The sequence below is a fragment of the Arenibaculum pallidiluteum genome (assembly GCF_017355985.1).
GTDB lineage: Bacteria > Pseudomonadota > Alphaproteobacteria > Azospirillales > Azospirillaceae > Arenibaculum > Arenibaculum pallidiluteum.
In genome coordinates this window covers 56,806-74,670 of record NZ_JAFIQU010000023.1, presented here as the reverse complement: position 1 = coordinate 74,670, position 17,865 = coordinate 56,806, and the positions used below count along the sequence as shown (strand labels likewise).

The following is a 17,865-nucleotide window of genomic DNA, read 5'->3' as shown; positions in this document are numbered from 1 at the left end:
CTTTACTCCGCCGGGCTGAGGGCTTCAGACATGGCCGCGAAGGCGCCGCCGACCTGATGATGATGCAAGGCCGCGTAGCGCCCGCCTGACCGGCGCAGCAGGTCCGCATGATTGCCTTCCTCGACCAACTCCCCGTTCTCAATGACCAGGATCCGGTCGGCATCGCGCACCGCCGCCAGGCGATGGGCAATCACGAAGACCGTTCTGCCGGCACTGATGCGGCGCATGTTGTCGTGGATGACGCGTTCGGATTCGTAGTCGAGCGCGCTGGTCGCCTCGTCGAGGATCAGGATCCGCGGATCGGTGGCGAGCGCGCGGGCGAGGGCGATCCGCTGGCGCTGCCCGCCCGACAGCGTCGCGCCACGCTCCCCGACAACCGTGTCGTAGGCCTCCGGCAGGGCGAGGATGAAGTCATGCGCGCCCGAGAGCTTCGCAGCCTCCATGATCCTCTCGAGAGGCATGGTCGGATCGGCCAACGCGATGTTCTCGCGGACAGTGCGATTGAACAGGAAGTTCTCCTGCAGCACCATGCCGACGCGCCGACGCAGCCAGGACGGGTCTACCAGCGTCAGGTCGACGCCGTCGATCAGGACCTTTCCACCCTCGGGGGCATAAAGCCGCTGGATCAGCCGGGCGATGGTGCTCTTGCCGGAGCCCGAGGATCCAACGATCCCGATCACCTCGCCCGGCCTCACGTCGAAGGACAGGCGCCGCAGAACCTCTGGACGGTCCGGGCGGTAGCGGAAGGTGACCTGGTCGAAGGTGACGCGCCCGCGCACGTCCGGCAGGTTCGCGGCGGTCGCCCGAGCGAGCTCGCGTTGGGCGTTCATGATTTCGCCGATGCGCTTGACGGAGATCCGCGTCTGTTGGAACTGCTGCCACAGCTGCGCGAGGCGTTGCGCCGGCGCCAGGACGCGCCCCGACATCATGTTGAAGGCCATCAGCTGGCCGGCGGTCATGGAGCCACCGATCACGAGCGTCGCGCCCAGCCACAGGGTGATCACCGTCATGAGCCGGCTCAGGAAGGAGACGAGCTGGTTCATCCCCGACGACAGCTGCTCGGCGTCGTAGGCGGCTCGGGTGTGCTTGGCGACGTGCTCCTCCCAGTTGCGCTGCAGCTGAGGCTCCACGGCCAGGCTCTTGACGGTCTCGATCCCACCCACCGTCTCGACGAGGAAGGCCTGTCCATCGGCGGCCTGACCGGTCTTGCGGGCCAGCCGCGTCTTCAGCGCGGGCGTCACGACGCCGTAGATCAGGAAGATCGCTATCACGATAGCGACGACGATCAGCGTCAGGACCGGCGCGTAGTGCGCCATCACGGCCAGGTAAACGACGGTGAAGCACAGATCGATGCCGGTCGTCACGGTGGCACCGGTCAGGAAGCTGCGGATCGACTGCAGCTCCTGCACACGCGCCGCCGTTGCGCCTGTCTGGGTGCCGGCGAAATAGCTGACCGGCAGACGGGACAGATGGCTGAACAGCCTCGCTTGCAGCTCGACGTCAAGCCGGTTCGACGCGAAGGCCTGCAGATGCCCCCGGACGAGGCCCATCAGCAACTCGAAGATGCCCGCCACGAGCAGGCCGATGGCCAGCATGTCCAGGGTCGAAAGGCCGCCGGTTGTCAGCACCTTGTCCATGATCGTCATGACGACCATGGGAGCAGCCAGACCGAAGAGCTGAAGAAGCAACGAGGCGAGCGCCACCTGCCCCAGAACGAGCTTGTACTTGGCCAGAATCGGCAGGAACCAGCCGAAGCCGAACCTGCGGAATGAGAGCTGGTCCTCCTCACGGCCGGCTGCGGGCCCGACCCGGACCAGCCGACCGGTCCAGGCAGCCTCGAATTCCGACTTCGGGATCGTCTTCGGCCGCCCCTCGACGGGGTCGTGAATCAGCACCTCGCCAGGACCAACCCGGGCCAGTACCACGAAACCGCCATCGCACCATTCGGCGATCGCCGGCAACCCGACCGTCGCGAGGCGGCGGCGCGCCACCTTCCGGACCGAGGCCTCGCGCCCACGCATCCGTGCAAGGCGCACGAGATCCTCCGCAATGGCGTGCCGGTCGGCGAGCCCGAGCTCCTGGCCGAGCTGGTCGGCCCCGACCGGCTGGCCACCGAAGGCCAGCACGAGTGCCAAGGCCTTCAGCCCACTGTCAGGGCCGGATGCCGCCTGCGTGACAGGCGTGATGGATGCGAGCTTCGCCATTTCCGTTTCGTTGGCTCTCAGGCGTGATCGGAATGAACTACGCGGCCTCTTCGAGCTCGCGCGGCGGGTCGTCGGGCGCCGGATACACCATCACCGACGCCTCCCAGCCCTGATCGGGTTCGGTATCGTTGGCGCCGAAAGCGGCATCGAAGGACGCCATTGCCGCCGCCATCTGCTCGGCTTCACTTGCACTCTGGACGGCGCCCTCGTCCGGGGCTTCGGAAGCTGCCGCCGTGTCGGCACGGAAATCGGCGGCAACGGAGCTCTCCCCGCCACGAACCGCCATCTCCTGCTCGGTCCGAGCGGAATCCGCGACTGCCGTGTCGACAGCCTCTGCGGTGGACGCCACCGGCCCTTCGGCCTCCGGACCGGGTTCGGCGGTGGCGCTGCCGGCGGGCAAGGGCGAGAGATTCGGAAGATCCTCGTCCTGCGGCTCCGCGAACCGGGCCAAGCCGGTCGTGTCGAAACCGAAGATGACGTCCGCTGCCGTGTAGGACCCGCCATCCGCGGTGTGAGCGGCGACTTCGCCCATCACGATGTTACCGTCCTGGAAGCGGCCCGGCTCTTTCGCGAGGAGATCGATCGAGACAATGCCCAAGGTCGCGAGCGACAGGATCTCCTCAGCGTCGGAGAAACCGTCGGAGTTGACGTCCTGCCAGACCGCGAACTGCGACCAGCGAGAATCCGCCTCATCCAGGCGACCGTCCTGGTTTTCGTCGAAGGCCAGCGCGAGCCCCTGGAGGTCCGTCATCGCGTCCGGGTGGTACCCCGAGAACGCATACTCCTCGACCGAACCGGCGACACCATCGCCATCAGCATCAAAGAACAGCAGCCCATCGTCGGCGCCGACCCAGCCACTGCGCACCTTCGCACCCGAGGCGGGGTGGAGAATGGAGACGTTGGAGGCGACGGCATCGATCAGCTCGACGCCGTCGCGATCCAGGTCGATGACGATTGGGGCGAGGCCCCCGGTTCCGATCGTCCGGTCGGAGAACTGCAGGTACTCGACCTCACGGATTGTGCCGTGCCCGAAGCTGCCGTAGACATCAAAGGCGCCCCAGCCCGACTGGATCGTGACGTTCGCCGAGGCGTCCGAGAATGCAACCGTGTCGGCCCCGGAGCCTCCCCAGATCTGGGTATCCTGGTACTGGCTGAGCCAGATCAGGTCGTTGCCCTCATCGCCGTAGACTTCATTGTACCCTTCGCGGGCGTTGAAAGTGTCGTTGCCGGCACGCCCGCGCAGAACGTTGCTTCCGGCATCGCCCGCGATCACGTCGTCATAATTCGACCCGAACACATCCTCGACGTTGGTGTAGTAATCGCCCGCGGCTATGCCGGCATTGTCGCCGTTGAAGAGCCGGACCGTAACGCCGGATCCGGCGTTCCAGAAGGCGACCGCGTCGCGGCCACCGCCTCCGTCTACGGCCTCGTAGCCACCATCGATGACGATCACATCATCGCCTTCTCCGGCGTAGATCGTATCGTTGCCGCCCATGCCGGAGATGGTGTCGTTGCCCCAGCCGTCGCCGCCGTAGATCGTGTTGGCGCTGTTGTTGCCGATCAGCGTGTCGCTGTCGTTCGAGCCGTAGATGTCCTCGATTCCGGAATACCGATCTCCTTCGGCATCGCCGCCACGGCCATAGCCCTCGTTCAGGCGGACCTCGACGGCGCTCGAGCCCCGGTAGTCCACGAGATCGCGACCGTCGCCGCCGTTCAGCGTGTCGGCGCCCCAGCCGCCGCCGAGCGTGTCGTTTCCGCCCTCTCCATGGATGAGATTCGCGTTGCCATCGCCGTAGAGAAGGTCGCCGAAGCCGTTCGAGCCGGCGACCCCTTCGAAGTTGTAGATGATACTCTCGCCGACATCGGCGCCGCTCACCGAAGCCCAGCTGCCCTGGAGATACACGGAAACAGGGCCATTGCTGCCGTAGTACGAGATCATGTCGTTGCCGGCACCGCCGTCCACGTACTCGTACCCAGGGCCGTTGTAGATCAGGTCGTCGCCATCATCGCCGTAGATGCTGTCATTGCCCTCGCGGCCGCGGATCGTGTCGTTTCCGCCGCCACCATGGATCTCGTTGTCGTATCCATCGCCCGCCAGGATGTCGGCGTAGGCGGTGCCGACGATGTCCTCGATACCCGAGAAGGTGTCGCCGTCCGCTTCGCCGCCGATGCCGGCGCTGCCCGACCAGAGCCGAACGTCGATCGCGGCCCAGGAAGCGGAGTAATCGATCCGGTCGCGTCCCGAACCGCCGCTCAGGGCATCGGCACCGGCACCACCGATCAGTGTGTCTTCGCCATCGCCGCCGGACAGGATGTCGTGGCCGGCGCCCCCGACCAGCCGATCCTGCCCACCGCGCCCGTCAAGGAGGTCCGCTCCGTCCCCACCCGCGAGCGTCTCGTCGGCATAGGACCCGACGATGTTGTCGTTGCCGGCACTGCCGCGAACGATCTCGAAGCCGGAGAGGACATCGCCCTCGGCTAGGCCCCCCACACCCAGTCCTGTTTCCAGGTTGATGGCGACGGCCGCCCCGGAATTGGCATAGTCCAGCAGGTCCTGACCGGAACCGCCCTGGAGCGTATCCGCCCCGTCGCTGCCGAGGATGGTGTCGTCATCGGCGCCGCCGTCCACGAAATCGTTGCCCGTGCCGGCATCCAGCACGTCTGCGCCATAGCCGCCCTCGATCAGGTCGTTGCCGTCCTCGCCACGCACGACATCGGCGCCGTCGCCACCGCGTAGAACGTCATTGCCGCTGCCACCCCAGAGGTCGTCGACGCCCGATCCGCCGTCGAGAACATCATCCTCGGTCCCACCCTCGAGGCGATCCGCCCCGCTCCCACCGTAGAGCGCGTCGCCCCCAGCTCCGCCGACCAGCCGGTCGTCGCCATCGCCGCCGTGCAGCTCATCGACGCCAGCGTCGCCCGAGAGCAGGTCGTTGCCACCGTCACCCTGCAGGTAGTCGTCTGCCTCGCCGCCCGACACCGTGTCGTTGTCGGCGCCCCCCAGGAGCACATCGTTGCCGCCACCACCGCTCAGGGTGTCGGAGCCCTCGGCGCCGTCGATGCGTTCCGAGGCGGCACCGCCCGTCAGGATGTCGCCATGGGACGAGCCGTAGACGACCTCGATGCCGAGCGCGGTGCCGACATCGATGACCACACCGGACGCCGCCTGCTGGAAGCTGATCGCGTCGTAACCGTCGCCGCCGTCGACCAGGTCGACACCGCCGCTGAGGACGATGTAGTCGTTTCCAGCGCCAGCCCGGATCGTGTCGTTGCCGGCTCCGCCGTCCAGGACGTCATCGCCGTCGCCGCCGTCCAGGAGGTCGTCGCCGTCGTCTCCGTAGAGGGCATCGTCGCCAGCCCCACCGACGAGCGTGTCGAGCCCCATGCCGCCATACAGCGAGTCCGCCCCCGCGGCGCCCGACAGCAGGTCGTTTCCGGCATTGCCTTCGAAACGGTCGTCCGAGGCGCCGCCGGACAAGGTGTCGGCGTGGGCGGACCCGACGATTCCTTCCACGCCGTCGAAGCTGTCGCCGGCCGCCTCGCCCGCGGTGCCCTCTCCGAGGGTCAGGTCAATCGCGAGCCCGGAGGTGGATCCCGCATAGGAGACGAGGTCATGCCCATCGCCGCCGACAAGACGATCGGACCCGGCGCCGCCCTGAAGGACGTCGTCGCCGGCGCCGCCGTCGAGCGTGTCGTCGCCATCGCCGCCGAACAGGATGTCGGCTCCATCGCCGCCCTGCAGCTGGTCCGCGCCGCTGCCACCGCCCATGACGTCGTCGCCCGCGCCGCCCAGGAGCGTGTCCGCTCCGCCACCGCCCTCCATCGTGTCGGCGCCGAGCCCGCCAGAGACGACGTTCGCATCGTCGTCGCCAAGCAAGGTGTCGGAATGGTCAGACCCGACCAGATCCTCGATGCCGGAAAGCCGGTCTCCCGCGGCATCGCCGCCGGACCCGTTTCCGGAAACAAGGTCAACGGAGACCGCGGCCCCCGACCCGGCGTAAGTCGCCGTGTCACGGCCAGCGCCTCCCGACAGCGTATCTGGCCCGGCGCCGCCGGCCAGCACGTCGTCGCCCGCACCACCATCCAGGCGGTTGGCCGCCCCGTCGCCCAGCAACGTGTCTGCCTCGGCGGAGCCGACGACCTCCTCAATCCACGACAGAACGTCGCCCTGCGCATCGCCACCCGAGCCTGTCCCGGCCATGAGGTCGACCGTCACTCCGCCGCCCGAAGCGGAATAATCCGCAACGTCGCGCCCGGTCCCACCGGACAGCGTATCGGCGCCGGCTCCGCCGATGAGCACGTCGTCTCCGGCGCCGCCATCGAGTCGGTTGGCAGCCGCATCGCCTGTCAGCGCATCGCCAAAGGTGGATCCGACGACGCCCTCGATCCCGATGAAGACGTCGCCAGCCGCTTCACCTGCCGTGCCTACGCCGATGCCGAGGTCGATCGCTACGGCGGCCGTGGACTCTTCATACGAGACCTGGTCGACACCAGCGCCACCGTCGAGCGTATCAGCGCCTGCGCCGCCGACCAGGATGTCGTCGCCGTCACCACCCAGGAGCACGTCGTCTCCTGCATCGCCCACCAGCAGGTCGGTACCGGCCTCGCCTTCGACCCGGTCATCGCCCGCGCCGCCCAGCAGGGCATCGTCGCCCGCACCGCCCAGCAGCGAATCCGCCCCGGCGCCGCCGTCCAGCGTGTCATTGCCTGAGTTGCCGTCGAGACGGTTGTCCAAGCTGTCGCCGAGCAGGATGTCGGCATAAGCCGATCCGGACAGATCTTCGATACCGGCGAGCACATCTCCGGCGGCATCTCCGCCAATCCCCGAACCAGCGGCAAGGTCCACGGTTACTCCCGAGGAGGAGGCCTCGTAGTTCGCGAGATCCCTTCCGGCACCACCGATCAGCGTGTCCGCGCCGGTACCGCCCGCCAGCGCGTCATCGCCCGCTCCACCATCCAGCCGGTTGGCCGCGCCGTCGCCCAGCAGCGTGTCCCCCTTGGCCGAGCCGAGAACCTCATCGATTTCCGATAGGACGTCTCCCTGCGCATCCCCACCCGCCCCCGTCCCGGCGGCGAGGTCGACCGTCACCCCGGTTTGGGAGGCCGAGTAGTCCGCACGGTCGAGCCCGGCACCGCCAGCCAGCGTATCCGCCCCGGCCCCGCCGGCCAGCGTGTCGGCCCCTGCACCGCCGGCCAGGCTGTTCCCCCCGGCATCGCCGGTCAGACGGTCAGCCAGGCTGGAGCCCTGCAGGTTCTCGATCCCGGACAGTGTGTCACCATCCGCATCGCCGCCTGTGCCGATCCCGGTGGCGAGGTCGACCGCGACCCCGGCCGAGGAACCAGAATAATCCGCCAGGTCAGCTCCCGCTCCGCCCGACAGCGTGTCAGCGCCCGCGCCACCCGCGAGGGTATCGTCGCCCGCGCCGCCTTCGATCGCGTTCGCGCCGGCGTCGCCGGACAGCCGATCATCCTGCGACGAGCCCGTGAGATCCTCGATGCCCGAGAGCACGTCGCCTTCGGCATCCCCACCCGTGCCTGTCCCGGCCGCAAGATCGACCCGCACGCCCGCCGAAGAGGTGCCATAGTCGGCCCGGTCACGCCCCTCACCACCAACCAGCGTGTCCGCACCGGCGCCGCCTGCCAGCGTGTCGGCACCATCGGCGCCATCCAGCCGGTTGCCAGATGCATCGCCGGTCAGCCCATCGGCATGCGCCGAGCCCAACAGGTTTTCTATGCCCGCCAGCCTGTCGCCCGCGGCATCGCCACCACTGCCCAGGCCTGTCGCAAGGTCGACGGCAACCCCGTCTGCCGAGCCTGCATAGCTCGCCGTATCAGCGCCGGCGCCGCCCGTCAGGAAATCAGCGTCTCCGCCACCCGAAAGCAGATCGTCGCCATCGCCCCCATCGAGACGATCCGAGCCGGTTCCGCCGAACAGCGCATCGTCCCCAGAGCCGCCGCCAAGGTTGTCGTCGCCCGCTGCACCATCGATGGTGTCGGCGCCGGCGCCACCCTCCAGCCGGTTCGTCCCGCCGTCGCCAGCCAGGATATCGGCGAAGCCAGACCCCCGCAGGTCCTCGATCCCCGACAAATGATCGCCCGCCGCTTCGCCGCCGGAGCCGAGGCCGACGGTGAGGTTCACCGCCACGGCCGAGCCCGACGCGGCGTAATCGGCAAGGTCCGTACCGGCGCCGCCCGCCAGCGTGTCGGCTCCTGCGCCGCCCTTCAGCGTGTCGCTACCCGCGCCACCATCGAGGCGGTTAGCCCCGGCATCGCCGATGAGCTGGTCAGCGTGAGCCGAGCCCGTCAGATCCTCAATTCCCAAGAGCAGGTCGCCATCGGCGTCGCCGCCTATACCGGTTCCGGCGCCCAGGTCGACGGATACCGCTCCGGCCGAGGTCGAGTAGTCCGCCGTATCGATACCAGCGCCGCCCGCCAAGGTGTCTGCGCCGCCGCCGCCTGCCAAGAGATCGTTGCCGGCACCTCCCTCGATCCGCTCTGCCACCGTGCCACCGGCGATTGTGTCGGCGTAGGCGGACCCGACCACAGCCTCGATCCCGGAGATCGAATCGCCCGCGGCATCCCCGACCGTGCCGAGACCGGCAGCAAGATCGACTGAAATGCCGGAACCAGCACCGACATAGGAGAGCGTGTCCGTGCCGGAACCGCCGTCGATCACATCCGCGCCGGCCCCGCCCTGCAGCAGGTCGTCCCCGGCACCCCCTTCGAGCCGGTCGGCACCGCCGTCGCCGGCGAGCAGGTCGTCACCGTCGCCACCCTGCACAAGGTCGTCCCCGTCCCCGCCCAGAAGCGCATCGGCACCGCCGCCGCCGGTCAGCGTGTCGCTGCCCGCCGCGCCATCCAGCGTATCGTCGCCAGACGCACCGTCGAGCCGGTTGCCGCCACCATCACCCAACAGAAGGTCGGCATACCCCGAGCCCGTGACGTCTTCGACGCCAGACAGCCGGTCGCCAGCGGCATCGCCACCAAGCCCCGTTCCAGCCGCAAGATCAACCGTGACCGCGGTTCCTGAGCTTGAGTAGTTGGCGCGGTCCGCTCCCGCCCCGCCGATCAGCGTGTCGGCCCCGGCCGCGCCAACCAGGGTGTCGTTGCCGGCGCCGCCCTCGATGCGGTTGCTTCCGCCATTGCCCAAGAGACGGTCGTCATGTGCCGATCCGGCAAGGTCTTCGACGCCCTCCAGCCGGTCGCCTTCAGCATCGCCGCCGGTGCCCGCCCCGACAGAGAGGTCCACCGAGACGCCGGTGTTGGAACTCGCGTAGTCAGCCCGGTCCGTGCCAGCGCCCCCCACGAGCGTGTCTGCCCCACCGGCGCCCGAGAGTATGTCGTTGCCGGATCCGCCGTCGATCCGGTTGCCCCCGGCATCACCGGCAAGCTGGTCGTCATGGTCCGATCCGCGCAGATCCTCGACCCCGTCGAGTAAGTCGCCTTCGGCATCACCACCCGCACCGGCACCAAGAGCCAAGTCGACGATGACACCAGCCGAGGAGCCGGCGTAGTCCGCCAGATCGGTACCAGCCCCGCCGACGAGCGTGTCCGCTCCGGCCGCACCTGCCAGGGTGTCATGGCCCGCGCCACCCTCGAGCCAATTGGCACCGGCATCGCCTGCAAGGCTGTCGGCATAGGCCGAGCCGATGGCTCCCTCGATCCCGGAGACCACGTCGCCGGCAGCCCCCTGTCCGTTCGCGAGGTCGATCGCAATGCCAGCCCCCGCGTCGGCATAGGAGATGAGGTCCATCCCTGCGCCCCCCTGCAGAGTATCGGCGCCGTCGCCGCCCTGCAGAACATCATCGCCGGTGCCGCCCAGAAGCACGTCTGCCCCCGAACCGCCGACCAACAAGTCAGCGCCGTCGCCACCGTCGATGGAATCCGATCCGGCCCCGCCGAACACCGTGTCGTCACCTGCGCCGGCCACCAACGTGTCATCGCCGGCAATGCCATCCAGCAGGTCGGCTCCCGCGCCGCCGTCCAGCATCTCGCCGGCAATCGAGCCAAGCAGCATGTCGTCTTGGGCGGATCCCACGACGTGCTCGAACCCCGCGAGGACGTCGCCGTCGGCGTCGCCGCCGACACCTGCCCCTGCCGCGAGATCGACCGTCACGCCCGATGCCGAGCCGCTATAGCTCAGGGTGTCGCGACCCTCGCCACCTTCCAGGATGTCCGCGCCCGCGCCGCCAGCAATGGTGTCATCGCCCCTCCCGCCCTGCAGCCAGTTGGCGGCTGCATCGCCGCCGAGAACGTCGTCCAGATCCGACCCGATCACGTCCTCAACGTCCGAAAGGACGTCGCCCTCGGCGTCGCCGCCGGATCCCATCCCAAGCGCAAGATCGACAGAAACCCCGGCATCCGACGCCGCATAGTCCACGAGGTCATACCCCGCGCCGCCTGCCAGCGTGTCAGCCCCGGCCCCGCCCGTCAGCGTGTCGGCTCCCGCGCCACCCTCGATGCGGTTGCTGCCGGCATCACCTGTCAGCGCGTCGGCAAGAGCCGAGCCCACGAGATTCTCGATGCTCGACAGCACGTCGCCTTCGGCATCGCCACCGGCGGCAGTTCCACTGGAGAGATCGATCGCAACTGCTGCCGAGGAGTTGGAGTAGTCGCCCGTATCGGCACCGGCGCCACCCTCAAGCAGGTCGGCGCCCGTACCACCGGCGAGCGTGTCGTCGCCGAGCCCCCCTGTCAGCGTATCGGCGCTGCCGCCACCCGACAGAAAATCGTTGCCGGCGCCGCCATCCAGCCGATTGCTGCCGGCATCACCGGTGAGCCGGTCGCTGAAGTCGGAGCCGGCAAGGTCCTCGATCCCGCTGAGGACATCGCCCGCGGCATCCCCTGCGGCCCCGACGCCCGCCTCCAGGCTCACCGAGACCCCTGAACCGGCGCCCCTGTAATCTGCGAGGTCGGTTCCCGCACCACCGGCAAGCGAATCCGCCCCGGCACCGCCAACCAGTGTATCGGCCCCTTCGCCACCGTCGAGCCGGTTCGAACCGCCACCTCCCGTGAGACGGTCGTCAAACGCTGAGCCTGTGATGTCCTCAATCCCGGATAGGTGGTCGCCCTCGGCATCGCCGCCGGTCCCGGATCCGGATGCCAGGCTGACGGTGACGGCCGCGCCCGAACCGGAGTAATCCGCACGGTCCGTGCCGGCGCCTCCGGACAGGGTGTCGGCTCCGCCCCTCCCCGACAGCGTGTCGTCGCCGGCACCGCCGTCCAGTCGATTGGCACCACCATCGCCGGCGAGCGCATCGTCTTGTCCGGTACCCGTCAGGTTTTCGATCCCGCCCAGAACGTCGCCCTGGGCATCACCGCCCCGGCCGGAGCCTACGGCGAGATCGACCGAGACGGCCGTGTTCGAGCCGGAATAGTCGGCCGTGTCGATACCGGCGCCGCCCTGCAGCGTGTCGGCACCGGCGCCGCCCGAAAGCGTATCGTTACCGGCGGCACCATCGAGGGAGTTGGCACCGGCATCGCCGGAAATCCGGTCGCCATGAGCCGATCCGATCACGTCCTCGAGACCTGACAGCACATCGCCTTCCGCATCGCCACCGGCACCCGTGCCGCCGGCAAGGTCGACCACCACCGCTGCGCCCGAGGCGGAGTAATCCGCAACATCCCTGCCGGCGCCGCCTGACAACGTGTCGGCACCAGCACCGCCGGACAGCTGGTCGTCGCCACCGCCGCCCTCGAGCCTGTTGGCACCAGCATCGCCAGCCAGACGGTCGCCGCCGGCTGAGCCTGCCAAGTTCTCTATCCCGCTGAGGACATCGCCTTCGGCGTCCCCGCCTGATCCGACGCCAGCGGCGAGGTCCACCGCGACGCCAGCAGCCGAGGCGCTATAATCGGCCCAATCCAGGCCTGTACCGCCGGCCAGCGTATCGGCCCCGCCAGCACCCGACAGCGTGTCGGCACCGGCGCCGGCTTCGATCCTGTTGGCTTCCCCGTCGCCAATGAGCCGATCCGCATGGGCCGAGCCCCGCAGGTTCTCGACCGCGACCAGACGGTCGCCCTCGGCGTCACCGCCTGTACCGATACCGAACGCGAGATCAACGGTGACGCCGGCACCAGATCCGGAATAATCCGCCGTATCGATGCCCTCGCCGCCATCGAGGCTGTCGCTGCCTGCGCCCCCGACCAGCAGATCGTCGCCGGAACCACCCTCGATCCTGTTGGCGGTGTCGGTCCCAGTCAGGGTGTCGCCAAACACCGAGCCCCGGAGATGCTTCTTCGCTGCCGCGTTGGTGGTGGCCTGCCAATCGGCGAGGTCCGCGGTGACCGGCGAGGGAGAAGTGGAAAAGTCCAGCAGTTCCGAAGAGTCGTAGGCCTCCCAATCGGCAACGGTCGCGGTCTTTGGCGCGGTGATCGGTGTCACCGCAGCTCGCGAGTCCCTCTCCATGTCGGCGTCAGCAGGCTCGCCGGATGCCGCGTCCTCGGAGGATGCCGGAGCGGACATCCAACCCGCCCTGCTCCCATCGAGGGCCGTGTCATCTTCCGGCGCTGCGAGCGAGGTGTCCCTCGCCCCTGTCTGTGTGCCAGCGCTGGTGACCGAAGCTGGCGGTTGCTGGAACGTGCCAGAAGATCCGTCGGGGGCGATCCCCTCGGCCGGAAATGCCGCCTGATCCTCGTCGCCAGACCTGGTTGCCGCGGTGCCGCCTGTCGCCCGACCGGCCGATGCCGTGGTCTCGTCGCCGGGCTCCGAAGAGCGCAAGTCTTCGGCCGCGATCACAACGGGAACGGCATCCTCCTGAGCCGCGGCCCTGTCAGCTGGAGCGAGCTCCGCAACGGTGCCGATGGTCATGGCGTCCGAAAGCCCCACGGCGGCTGCCAGGGCCATCTCGTCGGCCGCGGCAGCGATTCCGTCGGGTGTCAGCGCTCCGGAGGCGACCAGATCAGCCGCGCCACGGGCGGCAGCGGCCTGGACCGTGGCGAGGGTCGCCGCCCCCGCGAGCGCCGCCACGCGCGCTCGTTCGGCGGCGGCGCGCGCCGCGGCCAAGGCCTGTTCGGTCGCGGATACCGTCCGCGAAGCGTCGGCGCCGGTCGAGGCGGGCGGATTGCGGGTGCTGCCCCCCTCCGGAGCACGCCGCTGTTCCGCGCGTGCGTCGCCGGTGCCGCTGGCATCAATCGCGGTCCCCTGCGCCTCGGCTTCCGCCATGGCGCGCGCCAAGTCGACCGCTTCGCGGGCCGAAGCCAACGCGCCCTCGGCCATCCGGGCGGCTTCGGCAAGATCTCCAGTGGCGCCGCCGGACTCAGAGACAACCAATGCCGCCTCTGCCGCTATTGAGGTGCGTGCGTCCTCTAGGGCATCGCGCGCCGCGGCTTCTGCATCTCCGACGCTGGCTCCCACGACAGCGGCGGCCGTCGTCGATGCCGGACGCGCGGCCGTGTCTTCGGCGGGCGGCGAAACGGCCGCCTCGGTGGCGTCCGTGCGTTGCGTCCGCGCCTGGTCGATGGTCGCGCGCGCCGTCTGCAGCGCGCTCGGCTCGGCCTGGGCTTCCGGCACCGCAACGACGTGCTCGGCCTCCATCCCCGTGGCGCGGGCATTTTGCAGTGCCGCCTCGGCGGCAGCCGTCCGGTCGGCTGCGCGCTCGCCCGCCTGCTCATCAAAAGAGAGCGCGCGTATTTCGGCGTGGGAACGTGACGCGTCAGCGAAATTGTTGTCGTGCCTGTCCTGGATGGCCTGTTCGAGTTGGTCTGCATAGGACCGCATGGTGGCGCTGGCGTAGGCGACGGCACGCTCGACAAGCGCAGCCACGGCAGCCTCGCCGCCGGTACCGGCCATCAGCGCCATCTGGCGGCTGTCGCCGCCGTCGAGCTGCGCCGCCATCGCAGCCAGACGCTGCAGGTCCGGCGAGCCGGCGTCGCGCGGCAGCTCGCGCTCGCTGCCGTCGGGGAAGCGCAGCTTCTCGATGTGGCCTTCCAGCACCATAGCGCCGCCGCCGGGCAGCGCGATCGTCAGGCGCTGACCGTCCCAGCTCAGGCGGACGTCACGGCCGGAGACGTCTGCCAGCGCGATGGCATCATTGCCGCCCGTGTCGACAACTCGATCCTGCCCGTCGCCGCGGCGCCAGATATAGGTGTCGTTCCCGGCGCCCCCTGCGAGCAGGTCATCTCCGCCACCGCCGACCAGGACGTTGTTTCCGGAATTGCCGATCAGCTCGTCGTCAAAGCGTGAGCCGGTCAAGTTCTCGATGCCCGAGAGCACGTCCCCTTCGGCTTCACCCGACAGCCCGCGTCCCTGCGAGAGGTCAACATGCACGCTGCCGGACGCTTCGTGATAGGACGCTGTGTCGGAGCCGGCCCCACCGATCAGCGTGTCGGCGCCTTCACCACCGGTCAGCACATTGTCGGCAGCGTCGCCCTTCAGGATGTCGGCATGGGCCGAGCCGATCACGTTTTCGATGCTGGAGAGGACGTCGCCTTCGGCCTCGCCTCCGCGCCCACGCCCGGCCTCGAGATCGATGGCAACGCCCCTGGAGGAGCCGCGGTAGATGGCAGTATCAGATCCGTCGCCGCCGATCAGCGTGTCGGCCCCGCCGTCTCCCCGCAGCAGGTCATTGCCCGCCCCGCCATCGAGCCGGTTTGCTGCGTCCGTGCCACGCAGTCCGTCGTTGTGGCGCGAGCCTACGGCATCCTCGATGCCGCTGTAGTGATCGCCGTCTGCATGGCCACCGCCCCCCAGGCCCTCGGCGAGGTTCACATAGACCGCGCTGTTCGAATGCGCGTAGTCGACCGTATCTCGTCCGGATCCACCAACCAGCGTGTCTGCACCAGCGCCGCCTGCCAGAATGTCGTCTCCGCCCATGCCAGACAGAATGTTGGCCCCTGCGTCTCCGTGCAGGACATCGGCGAACCGGGATCCGATAACGTTCTCGACGGACGACAGCACGTCGCCACTGGCCTCGCCTCCTCTGCCGACGCCTGTAGCCAGGTCTACGTTCACGCCCGCGTAGGAAGCCGAGTAAGAAACCGAGTCGGTTCCATCCCCACCGTCGAGCCTGTCGGCGCCGCTGCCGCCGACGAGGACATCGTCGCCAGCGCCGCCTGACAGCAGGTCCGCTCCTGTTCCTCCCTTCAGGACGTCGTTGCCGTCACCGCCCCACATCCGGTCTGCGCCGGCACCACCGTCGAGCGTGTCGTCGCCCGCTCCACCAAGCAGACGGTCGTTACCGGCCTCGCCTTCGAGCCGGTCATCTCCTGAACCGCCGAGAAGGAGGTCCGCGCCCGTCCCTCCACGCAGAAGATCTTCCCCCGCGCCGCCATCGAGGGCGTCAGAGCCTTCACCACCTGTCAGCTTGTCGTCGCCGCCACCACCTGCCAACACGTCGTCGCCGGCACCGCCCGACAACAGGTCGTCGCCCGTACCACCAATGAGAACATCGTCACCGATGCCACCGCGGAGCTCATCGTCACCACTTCCGCCCCGCAGGAGATCTGCACCGCCGCCGCCAACCAGGGTGTCCGCGCCTTGAGCCCCAGATATAGTCTCGGCGATATTGCCTCCCGTAACCCGGTCATTGCCCGCCGAGCCGACTGCAAACTCGATTCCGGTATCTTTCAGGTCGTGGGAACCGGCAATCGCATCGATTCCACCAGTACCGAGGATTGGCCCCAGGACGGAACTGCCTCCTCCGCCGGCCTCGCCCTCTCCGCCGCCGTGATACTCTGCCTCAACCCAATTGACGGCGCTGGCGGCCGTGGAGCTGGCCCCGAAGCCAATGTCGCCGCTCGCCGGGCGGTGCTCGGAAGTCGCGCCGCCCTGCAGAGCCTGCAACTCCGGCGGGAGCCCATCTTCGTCGAGCTCCGTCGGGTCGACAAAGGACGTCGGCTCGAAGAACACGGCATCAGGAGTTTCTCCGCCCTGTTCAGCCTCCCACTCTGGTGCTGGTGTGACGTCTAAGGCGGCCGCGGCCGCTTGTTCGGCGGCGGCGTTCTTCGCGGCTTCATCGAGCCCAAGCTCCTTGGCTTTCTCGAGCACTGACCTCCAGGCACCGGCTTGCTCGGGATCGGCAAGCACCTCATCCGGGTCCATCCCGGCTTCCACGAGCGCGCTGTAATCAGCTGCCGCCTGCAGGTTGTTCAGGAGCTCCTGCAGATTGCCAGTTTGCGCCGCCTGAAGCGCATGCATGACGATCGGATCGCCACCGGCAAGCTGCATGTCGGCGATCGCTCGTTGTACCGCCTCGAACACAGCGCGGTTTGCATCGGTGCCGAACTTCTCGCGGTTGGAGTCATACGGCTCCTGACACAGGAACTCGCCCTTGTGATAGCCCACCGTGAAGGGAGTCGGGTTCCCTTTGGATGGCTCCCCTCCTGTCAGTGCGAGCACAGCGTTCAGCGCATCGGCAACCTTCTCGCCCATGGCACGTGCGACGCCGAGGTCGCCGTGGTTATCCTGCCCGACCGAGACGACGCGGTATTCGCCGTCCTCGTAGTCGACGTCCGCAAATGCCATAGGGCCTGCGGAAGGCTTGCCGCCGAAGAGGTTCCCGACAAGACGACCGACTGTGCTCCCGATAAAGGACCCGATGAGCGCACCAACTCCGGGAATCGGGATCGCGGCTTGGCCGATGATCGATCCAGCGGCGCTACCGCCGGCGCCAAGGATCTGCCCTCCGAGCGTTTCAGCTCCAATCAGTTTGCTGCCGAGAAATGCACCGATGGTGCCCATTCCGGCATCAAGAAGGTTTGTGAGTCCAACACCTGAGAGGGCTTCACCGAGCGACGTACCCACGTCCAACGTCGCGTTCATAAGTGGGCTGACGATTACCGCATTCAGAGCCAAATCGACCAGCGAATCGGCAAGCCCCTCAAGGCCTAGAATGTCAGTTAGGCGGTCCGTAAAGAAGGATACCGTCGAGACGGGGAGAGATTCTCCAAATGTGGAGATGAGGTCTCCTGCCACCTCCATTCCGAGCGCGGAAGAAAATATGTCCGTGCTAATCAATGATGCGAGTGGCGACGCCACTACATTTCCGATAAAGTTATCGCCGGAAATGATGGATGTCAGCGCTCCGGCAATACTACCCAGGCCAGCAACGCCGGCCTTCTGAAAGTCTTCCAAGCTTGGAAGGTCGATAATAGGCCTCTGGTCACCGGAGTCGGCGCCCCCTGCGTCATGAAGTGAATCCTCGCCAGAGCCTCCGTTCAGGGTTTCATCTGAGCCACCCGGTGAATCAGGATCACCACCTTCTAGAAGGCTTGATGGTAGAACTGGGCGCGGAATTCCCGCAGCGTCGAGCGCCTTAAAAACTTTTTCAATATTGTTCTCAAAATTCCGCGGATTTCTCCTGTAATAATCATTATCGCGAAGATATTCGTAAACATCATCGAACGTTGGCGGATGATGTAGAGTTTGTTCTTTCCCGTTGTAAGTGACCTCCTCACCGCCAAAATACCTTTCTGCTGTATCCAGGTTCCCGGTCATATTTGTCCAGGTCGCGAGAAGAGCCTCGCTTGCAGGATCTAGCGTCACATTCCATTTTCTCGAGACAGCATCGGAAACCGTCTTAACTTCCGCCACTGCGCTTGCAACATGGATATCTGCCATTCTGTCAATGAATGGCCGAGCCTCAGCAGAACCCAGCAATGCATTAAGTTTATCGCGGTTTGACCAGATAGGGTCGTTTGGATCCATTTTTCCTTGTATAGTGAA

2 protein-coding genes are annotated in these 17,865 nt (G+C 67.6%); both read right to left on the bottom strand.

The annotated features are described in order from the left end of the window. Positions 1-2: 2 nt before the first annotated feature. Positions 3-2,204, bottom strand: coding sequence for a peptidase domain-containing ABC transporter (locus tag JUB13_RS28455; RefSeq protein ID WP_207485438.1), 2,202 nt, complete (start codon positions 2,202-2,204; stop codon positions 3-5). Between the two features lie 37 nt (positions 2,205-2,241). Next, positions 2,242-17,274 (bottom strand): hypothetical protein, encoded by a 15,033-nt coding sequence (locus tag JUB13_RS28450; protein WP_207485437.1) that lies wholly within the window; start codon positions 17,272-17,274, stop codon positions 2,242-2,244. Between the last annotated feature and the right edge of the window lie 591 nt (positions 17,275-17,865).